Raw genomic sequence first — 9,489 nt, forward strand, 5'->3', positions numbered from 1 at the left:
CCGCGAGGTCATCGAAATCAGTCAGCCCGGGGAGGGTCTGCGCGACTTTTTGCGCCGCCGCGCCTGCCCCTTCGAGGATCTCGGCAACCGCCTGGTGGTCTACAACCACGGCGCCGACGATCTCTTCGTGCAGCTCACCCGCGACTTCTGCCCCGGGGGCTGCACCCTGCGCCAGGCGACCCTGGAAGATGTCTTTTTACGCCTGACGGGGCGGGAGTTGCGCGAATGATCCCCTGGCCCGCCCCGAGCCGCTTCAGCCGCCGCTTCCTGCGCGTCTGGCAGCGCAACCTCTCGGTCTACCGCAAGACCTGGAAGATCAGCTTCCTGCCGCCGCTGCTCGAACCCATGCTCTACCTGCTGGCCTTCGGCGTGGGCCTGGCGGTCATGGTCGGCTCGGTGGCTTACGGCAACGCGGAGCTGTCCTACCTGCAATTCATCGCGCCGGCCTTGGTGGCGGTGGCCATCATGTACAACGCCTTCTTCGAGACCACCTACAACTCCTATGTGCGCATGTACTACCAGAAAACCTTCGACGCCATGCTCGCCACGCCCCTCAACCTCGAGGAGATCATCCTCGGCGAACTGGTCTGGGCGGCGACCAAGGCACTGATCGCCACGGTGCTCATGGGCACGGTGGTGAGCGCCTTCGGCCTGCTGGCCTTCCCCTCGTCCCTGTGGCTGCTGCCCCTGGCGCTGCTCGGCGGGCTGGCCTTTGCCGCCCTGGGGATGATCTGCACCGCCCTGGTGCCCAACATCGAGACCTTCAACCTCCCCATTTTCTTGATGATCACGCCCATGTTCCTGTTCAGCGGCACCTTCTTCCCCCTCGTCAACCTGCCGGGTTGGGCGCAATCCCTGGCCCAGATCCTGCCCCTCACCCACCTGGTCGCCCTGGCGCGGGCCTGCGCCCTGGGCGCCTGGCCGCCCGAACTCTGGCTGAGCCTGCTCTATCTGCTCCTGTTCACCGCCCTCGCCCTGCCCCTGGCCATCGCCCTCATGGTGCGCCGCCTGATCCACTGATCTGAGGTTCTGGTTTTCCTGCGACACCCCCTCCCCTCAATCCCCTCCCACCAGGGGAGGGGAGGCTGTTGGCGCGACGCTGCCGGTTTTGGTTGACAGAGGTCGGTCAAATATTGAAAATTTGAATTTACAAATCCTAAACCATCGCCAAAGGAGTTTGTCGTGCCGGCCATTCAGTGGGAAGAACGATTTCGCGTCAACATCGACAAGATCGACCAGCAGCATCGAAATCTGTTCCGCCTGTTCAACAATCTGCAGGAAGCCATCATCGAAAAAAAGGGCCAGGTTGCCCTGGCCAAAATCGTTGATGAACTGGTGGATTACACCCTGACGCATTTCGCGACGGAAGAGCGCTACATGCTGGCCTACCAGTATCCCGACCTCAACGCCCATCGTCAGGAACACGAAACTTTTCGAGAAAAGGCCCTGGAGTTGCAACAGCGCATGCGCAACGACGAGTTCATCCTCTCCCTGGAGGTCTTGCGCTTCCTCAGCGATTGGATCGCCGGCCACATCTGCGCCAGCGACCAGCAATACAGCCGCCATTTCAACGACGCGGGGTTGCGGTAAGCCGACCAAACGATGCGGTTCACCTGCGTTCACCGCATCCTACGACCGCACCCACGACCCCAGGTAGGATGCCGGTGAGCAAAGCGAACCGCATCGATCAATTTTCATAGCGCTTGCGGTAGACCGCGTAGAACGCCACGGGCACCACCACCAGGGTGAAAAGGGTCGAGGCGAACAGGCCGAAGATCAGCGCCCAGGCCAGCCCCGAAAAAATCGGATCGAGGGTGATGGGCCAAGCGCCGAGGGCGGTGGTCAGGGCGGTGAGCACGATGGGCCGCAGGCGGGTCGCGCCGCTCTCGATGATCGCCTCGCGCAGGGCCATGCCCTCCTGAAGGGCACCGCGGATGAAATCGATGAGCACCACGGCGTTGCGGATGACGATGCCGCCCAGGGCGATCATGCCGATCATGCCCGTGGCGGTGAAGAATACCGGATCGGCAAAGCCGCCCACCGGGCGATCCAGCAGCAGGTTGAGCAACCCGAAGCCGGGCATGATGCCGAGCACCGTCAGGGGGATGGCCAGCAGGATCAGCAGCGGCAGCAAAAAAGAGCCGGTCTGCAGGGCGAGCAGGATGTAGATGCCGACCAGGGCCGCGCCGAAGGCCAACCCCAGATCACGGAACACCCGCAGGGTGATCTCCCACTCCCCTTCTCCCGCCCACTGCACCTCGATGCCGGGCGACAGAGTCTCCCGCCGCAGGCGCTTTTGCATGTCGAGAATCGCCTCGCCGGGGGCCTGGCCCGCCATCTCCGCCGTGACATAGACCACCGGCCGCAGATTCTTGTGGTAGAGGGTCTGTGCCTCGGGGGCCTCCTGAAAACGTCCCAATTCCCGCAGCGGCACCATCTGCCCCGCCGCCCCGACCAGGGGCATTTGGCCAAGCCCCTCGCTGCTCGAGCGCTGCGCGCGGGGCAAGACCACCCGAACCGGCAAGGGTTGGCGCTCGCCGTCGCGATGCAGGGTCGCCGGAGCCACGCCGCCGACCGCCAGGGCCAGGGTCTGGGTGATGTCCTCGGCGCTGAGCCCGTGCAGGGCGGCTTTTTCCTTGTCGGGAACGAAGTCCAGGCGACTGCGCGGCGCCTCGATGGTGCTGTCCACATCGACGACATAGGGCTCGGCGTCCATGATAGCCATGACCTGCCGCGCCGCCACCATGAGTTCGGCGTAATCGCTGCCCGGCGCGCCGTAGATTTCGGCCACCACCGTGGCCAGCACCGGCGGCCCCGGCGGCGTCTCGACGATCGCCAGCAGGACGCCGTGCCGGCGCGCCAGGGCTTCAAGATCCTGACGCAGACGCAGAGCCAAGGCGTGGCTCTGCATGCGCCGCTCGTTCTTGTCGGCGAGGTTGATGCGGATATCGGCCAGGTGCGGCGCCTCGCGCAGATAGTAGTGGCGCACCATGCCGTTGAAATCCATGGGCGAAGGACTGCCCACGTAGGACACGAAGCTGGTCACCTCGGGCACGCCGCGCAGATAGGCTTCAAAATCGCGCACCATGCGATCGGTGGCCTCTAGGGTGCTGCCCTCGGGCAGGTCGAGCACCAGTTGCAGTTCGTCCTTGTTGTCGAAGGGCAGCATTTTGAGAGGCACCAGGCGCAGCAGCGGCAGCGCCAGGGACGCGCCGAGCAGCAGCAGAATCCCCCCCACCAGCAGCCAACGCCGGCGCCGCGCGCCGAGAAAGGGCGTTACCGCCGCCGCGTAGCCGCGCCGCAGCCAGTCGGGCACCACGTCCTGACCCGCGGCCTCGCCTGGCGCAAGGTTCGCCACCCGCCCGCCGATCAACTTGTAAGCCAGCCAGGGCACGATGGTCAGGGCCGCAAGGGTCGAGAAGGTCACGGTCAGGGGCACGTTCGCGGCCATGGGCGCCATGTAGGGCCCCATCATGCCGGTGATGAAGAACATGGGGGTGAACGAGACGATGATCGCCAGGGTGGAGAGAATCACCGGCGGCAGCACCTCGGCCACGGCGAACAGGGTCGCCTCGCGCGGCTTGCGCCGCCGGGCGAGCATGTGGCGCTGGATGTTGTCGACATTGGTGATGGGGTCGTCGACCACCAGGCCCAGGGACAGGATCAGGGCGAAGAGGGTGACGCGGTTGATGGTGTAGCCGAGCAGGTAATTGACGAACAGCGCCAGGGAAAAGCTGATGGGCACGGCCAGAGCCACGATGAGCGCCTCGCGCCGCCCCAGGGTGAAGGCGAGCAGCACCACCACCGTGGCCACGGCGAACACCAGGGAGGAGAGCAGGTCGTTGACCTTCTGCTGGGCGGTGCGCCCGTGGTTGCGGGTCACCTCGATCTCCACGCCGTCGGGGATGACCGTGCCACGCAGTTCGTTCAGGCGCTGGAGAATGGCGTCGGCCACCTCCACGGCGTTGCTGCCTTTTTTCTTCGCCAGGGCCAGGGTCACGGCGGGATAGGCGCCCATGGCCGCGGCCGGGGAGATTTCATCCTGCGCAAAGGCGGCGGCGGGATGTCCGTCATTGCGTTCGAGAAACAGCGTGGAAAAACCAATGCGCGAATGATTCCCGGCTTCCTCGGGGCCGTCGCTGACCCGCGCGACGTCGCGCAGGTAAACGGGGCGCCCCTCATGGACGCCCACCACCAGGGATTCCACATCGGCGGCGCTGTGCAGAAAGGCGCTGCTCGCCACCGCGATGCTCTGGTCGGCTTGGGAAAACCGCCCGGCCTGCACCGCCGCGTCGGCGCCGCGCAGGCTCTCCACCACCTGCAGGGCCGAGACCCGGCGCGCGGCCAGGGACGCCGCGTCGAGCTCGACGCGCAGTTCACGGCGGCGCCCGCCCACCAGCTCGGAGCGCGAAATATCCGCGACCTCGGTGAGCCGCGCCAGGACTTCCTCGCCCATGCGGCGCAGCTCGAAATCGCCGTAGCGTTCGGAGTAAAGCGTCAGGTTGACGATGGAGACATCGTCGATTTCCACCGGGCGGATCACCCAGCCGCGCACGATGGGCGGCGCCTGGTCGATGTTCATGCTGATCTTGTTGTGCAGCTTGACCAGGGAGCGCTCGCGGTCCTCGCCCACGTGAAAGCGCACGGTGACGATGGCCTGACCGTCGCGCGCCATGGAATAGACGTACTCGACCCCGTCGATCTGCCAAAGCAGCTTCTCCAGAGGCGTGGCCACCAGCAGCTCGACCTCGCGGGCGGAAGCGCCCGGCGCCTGCACATAAACGTCGGCCAGGGGCACGACGATCTGCGGCTCCTCCTCGCGCGGCGTGAGCAACAGCGCCGCCGCCCCCAGGGCGAGGGCGAAGATGATGAGCAGCACCGGCGGCTGGGTGTTTAAGAAAGGGGCGACCAGCCGCGCGATGAGGCTCTCGGGTGGGGAGTGGGACTCGGGGCTCACGGCCGCGCTCCCTCGATCAGCAGGATTTCTTCTCCCCGCAGGCCGGAGAGCACTTCAATGTCCTCGCCGACCCGCGATCCCGTGGTGACCAGCAGGGTTTTGACCTGCTCATCCTCCACCACCCGCACCATCTCCAACTGGCCGATGCGCCGCACCGCGGCAAAGGGCACCAGCACCGCCGGACGGGGATCGAGGGGCAGCCGCGCGCGGCCGAACATGCCGGGGTAAAGGCCGCTTGCGGATTTCAGGGCGATCTTGACCAGGAAGGCGCGCGCGGCGGGGTCGGCGGCGGGCACCATCTCGTCCACCACACCGACTATTTCCTGCCCGGCGACCTCGACGGCCAGTTCCTGCCCCAGGCTCAGGCGCCCGATCAGGCCCTCGGGCACCAGGGCTTCGAGACGCAGGGCGCCCTCGCCGCGCACCACCAGCAAGGTCTTGCCCGGCGCGGCCAGATCTCCCGGATCGACGCGGCGCTCCACCACCTGCCCATCCACGGGGCTGAGAATCCGCGCGTGGCCGAGGTGCACGGCCGCTTCCTCCAGGCGGCGGCGCGCCTGCTCGACAAGAGCGCGGGCTTCGGCCAGAGCCGCCCGGGATCGCGCCAGCTGGGCCTCGGCCTGCCGCAAGTCGGCCTCGACGCCTTCCATCTCACGCAGGGTGGCGGCCTCGGCGGCAAGAAAAGTCCGTACGCGCGCGTGCTCGGCCTGGGCGCGGACATGGTGCGCTTGCGCCGCCTCGATCTGCCGCTCGGCCTGCACCTGCTGCTGTCGGGCGGCGTTGAGCGCCTCACCGGCCTGGGCGTGGCGGGCGCGCAGCTCGCGATCATCGAGTTCCACCAGGAGTTGGCCGACGACCACCGGGTCGCCGGAGCGCACACCAACCGCGCGCACCGCCGCGCGGACCTGGGCCTCGATGCGCGCGGCACTCACGGCCTGCACCGTTCCCACCGCCTCATGCACGCTGGGTCGCTCGACGCGTCGGGCCGCCACCCGCGTACCCTCGGCGGGGGCTTGGAGCGCCGGGGCCCGGGCATCCTCGGGACCGATGCGACCGGTGCGGAACACACCGCCCATGTAGAGGATCAGGACCAGGAGCAGCGCGCTTCCCAGCAAAACCGGCGCGAGGCGCTTAAGGGTCGGAACCATGGGCTTGCCTTTCGGGTGGGAAGGAATTCTCGGGCGAGGCCTGGGCCGGCGTGCGCTCCGCGCCCAAGGCGCGAGCCAGGGCGAACAGGGCACGTTGACGGTCGCGCCCGGCGGACGCGGCGTTGACGCGGCTGCGGTTCAGAGCCAGTTCCGCCTCCAGGTAACGGGTGACCTCGGCGGCACCCCCGGCAAAGCGCGTTTGCACCTGGGCAAAGGCCTGCTTCGCCTGCACGCGGGCCGCCTCGGCCCAGGCCTCCACGGCCGCCGCCTCCTCCAGGGCCAACCAGGCATGGCGCACTTCCAGCTCGATCTCCAGGCTCAGCCGTCGCAGAGCGGCGCTGCTCTCCACGCGCTTGCCCGCCGCCTGGGCTTGCCGCGCCCGGGTGGCGAAACCGCTGAACAGATTCCAGTTCAGTTGGGCGCCCAGAGTCCAGTTGAGACGATTGTCGTCGTAGGCAAGGTCGGGATCATCGTGATAGAGCCGCGCCTCCAGATCCAGACGCGGCAGATAGGCGGCGCGCGCCACCCCCTGTTCGAGACGCGCGATTTCCAAATCCTGGGCGGCCCGGGCCAATTCCGGGCGCTGCCGCCGGGCCAGGCGCAAGGCCGCATCACAATCCGGCGGCGGAATGAAATCCGAAGGGCTGTCCACGGGCTCCCAGGAAACATCCGTCCCCACCCCGAGCAACGCCCCCAAGGCCGCCTGCAGGCGCCTTTCCGCGGCCCGGGCGCGCACCTCGTCGCGGCGCGCCTCCGCCAGGCGCACCTCCAGGGACAGCCATTCGGAGCGCAGCAAGCCGCCGCCGGCGAACCGCACCTGCGCCAGTTCCACCTCGCGCTCCAGGGTCAGGACGCTCTGCCGGGCGATGTCGACCAGGTCCCGGGCGGTCAGCAACGCCAGAAAGGTGTCGGCCACCGCCGCGCGCAGGTCATTTTCCAGGGCGAGGCTGCCCTGGCGCGCCTGCTCCAGGCGCAAATCCGCCTGGTCGCGGCGCAGGCGATCCTGCCCGCCCGAGTAGAGGTTGAGGCGCGCGGCCAGGGAGGTTTCCAGGTTGTCGAAGCGCCCGGGGTCGTTGAAATCAACCTCCGCCGGCAGGCGTCGGGCATCGATGGTCTTGAACAGATAGGCCGAGGGGGCATCGGCCCGCAGGTATTCGAGACGCGCGTCCAGGGTCGGCCAGAAGGCCGCGCGGCTTTCCTCCAGGGCCGCTTGCGCCTGAACGATGCGCGCCCGGGACTCGGCCAGGGCCGGATTGTCGGCCAAAGCCCGGTCCAAGGCCTGCTCCAGGGTCAGGGGCGCGGCCCAGGCGACGGCGCCCAGAAGCGGCAATGTCAAAAGAGCGCCGAGCAGACGCCAAAAAACCGACCGGCCCATGGCCATGAACCCTCTCCCGAAACGCGGAATTCCCATCCACCAGCCCACATAAATCAGTGTAAATTTTAGAGAAAAAACCCGACCTGTCAATCCCGCCACGACCCGGAAAAACCCCTCAAGTGGTTATTTTTCTTTTACTTTTACCCTTGCGAACAACAAATAGGGGCGCAATCGGCGATTGTTCCCAGATACCCAGAACATCGTTTTAAAGTTATTGATTTAAACGCTCGACAATCAGGCCCTCATCGTCAGCATTTCGGCATGAAATATGAATGGGATTCTTCTCCGCAGCGCCGATCAATATTCCGCCCGGCAGGGCGGACCGAAGGAGAAGCAAGGATGAACAACCTCAAAATGGGCACCAAGATCTTTCTGCTCAGCAGCCTCATCATGCTGGTCTTTTCCCTGGCCATCGGCTGGGTGTACTGGCAGGCGCGGGACAATTTTTACGCGGCCAAGCACAAGGAAATCCAGCATGTGGTGGAATCGGCCTGGAGCCTGGTCCATCATTTCGCCGCCGAGGCCCAGGCCGGGCGCCTGTCCGTCGATCAGGCCCAGTTGCTGGCCCGCGAGGCGGTGAAAAACATGCGCTTTGATGGCGACAACTACTTCTGGATCAACGATCTCGCCCCGCGCATGGTGATGCATCCCATCAACGCCGCCCTCGACGGCAAGGATCTCTCCGGCAACCGCGATCCCAGCGGCAAGGCGCTGTTCGTCGAGATGGTCGAGGTCGCGCGCCGCGACGGCCAGGGCTTCGTCGACTACCAATGGGCCAAGCCGGGCTTCGCCGATCCCCAGGACAAGGTGTCCTTCGTCAAGCTGGTGCCCGAATGGGGCTGGATCATCGGCGGCGGTCTCTACGTCGACGACATCCAGGCGCTGCTCTCGCGCATGCTGTGGACCGCCCTGACGGTCATCGCCCTGGCGGTGGTCGGCATGCTGATTCTTGTCAGCCTGGTGGCGCGCAGCGTCACCGCGCCCCTGAAGCAAACCGTCCACATGCTTCAGAATCTCGAACAGGGCCATCTCGACCGGCGCCTCAACCTGGACCGGCGCGACGAAATCGGTCAGTTGGCCCAAACCATGGATGCCTTCGCCGACAACCTGCAGCACGAGGTGGTGGATGCCCTCAAGAAACTCGCCGTCGGCGATCTCAACCTGAGCGTCACCCCCAGGGATGAAGGCGATCAGGTGCGCGGCGCGCTGAAGAAAGTCGGCGACGATCTCAACCTGATCCTCGGCCAGATCCAATCGGCGGCCCTGCTCATCGCCGGCGGTGCCAACCAGGTGGCCGACACCAGCCAATCCCTGTCCCAGGGAGCCACCGAGCAGGCCAGCTCCCTGGAGGAAATCGCCGCCTCCATGAACCAGATGGCGGCCCAGATCAAGTACAGCGCCGACCACGCCGTGCAGGCCGACCGCCTGGCCGGGGACATGAAGCAGGCGGCGCTGGAGGGCAGCGGCCAGATGCGTGCCATGGTCGATGCCATGGGCGAGATCAACGCCGCCGGTCAGAGCATTTCCAAGATCATCAAGGTCATCGACGAGATCGCCTTCCAGACCAACCTACTCGCCTTGAACGCCGCCGTCGAAGCGGCACGCGCGGGCCAGCACGGCAAGGGCTTCGCCGTGGTGGCCGAGGACGTGCGCAACCTGGCGGCACGCAGCGCCCGCGCGGCGCGGGAAACCGCCGATCTCATCGAGGGTTCCGTGGCCAAGACCAGCAACGGCGCCGAGATCGCCGAGAAGACCGCCGCGGCCCTGGAGCAGATGGTGGTGGGCGTCACGCGGGTGAGCGATCTGGTGGGAGAAATGGCGGCCGCCGCCCGAGAGCAGTCCGAGGGCATCTCCCAGGTCAATATCGGCCTGGGACAGATCGACCAGGTCACCCAGCAGAACACCGCCAACGCCGAGGAGTGCGCGGCGGCGGCGGAGGAACTCTCCAGCCAGTCCGAGCAACTGCGCCGGATGCTGACCCGCTTTCACCTCAAGCAGGGCGGCGCGAC

The 9,489-nt window shown here is 66.6% G+C and carries 6 protein-coding genes and 1 pseudogene; 4 read left to right on the forward strand and 3 right to left on the reverse strand.

Features of this window, described 5'->3' with window-relative positions; all coding sequences use genetic code 11:
- From QAT43_RS12210 to QAT43_RS12220, 3 genes and pseudogenes are all read left to right on the forward strand, one after another.
- Positions 1-229 (forward strand): annotated as a pseudogene (locus tag QAT43_RS12210) (ABC transporter ATP-binding protein); the annotation flags it as partial.
- Positions 226-1,020 (forward strand): ABC transporter permease, encoded by a 795-nt coding sequence (locus QAT43_RS12215; RefSeq protein WP_305043360.1) that lies wholly within the window; start codon positions 226-228, stop codon positions 1,018-1,020. The pseudogene QAT43_RS12210 and the gene QAT43_RS12215, both read left to right, overlap by 4 nt.
- A gap of 162 nt (positions 1,021-1,182) precedes the next feature.
- Positions 1,183-1,590 carry a bacteriohemerythrin gene (locus tag QAT43_RS12220; protein ID WP_305043361.1) on the forward strand — a complete coding sequence of 136 codons (408 nt, stop codon included), beginning with the start codon at positions 1,183-1,185 and terminating at the stop codon, positions 1,588-1,590.
- 97 nt (positions 1,591-1,687) lie between these two features.
- Here the strand turns inward: QAT43_RS12220 and QAT43_RS12225 are convergent, their stop codons facing one another.
- Genes QAT43_RS12225 through QAT43_RS12235 form a run of 3 tightly spaced genes read right to left on the reverse strand, consistent with a single transcriptional unit; the run spans position 1,688 to position 7,486 of the window.
- The gene (locus QAT43_RS12225; RefSeq protein ID WP_305043362.1) at positions 1,688-4,957 is read right to left on the reverse strand and encodes an efflux RND transporter permease subunit; all 3,270 of its coding nucleotides are present in this window, start codon (positions 4,955-4,957) and stop codon (positions 1,688-1,690) included.
- Positions 4,954-6,105, reverse strand: coding sequence for an efflux RND transporter periplasmic adaptor subunit (locus QAT43_RS12230; protein ID WP_305043363.1), 1,152 nt, complete (start codon positions 6,103-6,105; stop codon positions 4,954-4,956). The genes QAT43_RS12225 and QAT43_RS12230 overlap by 4 nt, the downstream gene beginning before the upstream one ends.
- On the reverse strand, positions 6,089-7,486 hold the full coding sequence (locus QAT43_RS12235; protein WP_305043364.1) for a TolC family protein: 1,398 nt from the start codon (positions 7,484-7,486) through the stop codon (positions 6,089-6,091). The genes QAT43_RS12230 and QAT43_RS12235 overlap by 17 nt, the downstream gene beginning before the upstream one ends.
- Before the next feature lie 333 nt (positions 7,487-7,819).
- Between QAT43_RS12235 and QAT43_RS12240 the strand changes: the two genes are divergently transcribed.
- On the forward strand, positions 7,820-9,489 hold a 1,670-nt coding region (locus QAT43_RS12240; RefSeq protein WP_305043365.1), incomplete at its 3' end, for a methyl-accepting chemotaxis protein.

Origin of the sequence: Geoalkalibacter sp. (assembly GCF_030604225.1) — a bacterium.
GTDB lineage: Bacteria > Desulfobacterota > Desulfuromonadia > Desulfuromonadales > Geoalkalibacteraceae > Geoalkalibacter.

What these genes read in the sequence shown, in the direction of transcription:
- QAT43_RS12215 (WP_305043360.1), top strand. Translation starts at nt 226, where the DNA reads ATGATCCCCTGGCCCGCCCCGAGCCGCTTCAGCCGCCGCTTCCTGCGC.
- QAT43_RS12230 (WP_305043363.1), bottom strand. Translation starts at nt 6,105, where the DNA reads ATGGTTCCGACCCTTAAGCGCCTCGCGCCGGTTTTGCTGGGAAGCGCG.
- QAT43_RS12235 (WP_305043364.1), bottom strand. Translation starts at nt 7,486, where the DNA reads ATGGCCATGGGCCGGTCGGTTTTTTGGCGTCTGCTCGGCGCTCTTTTG.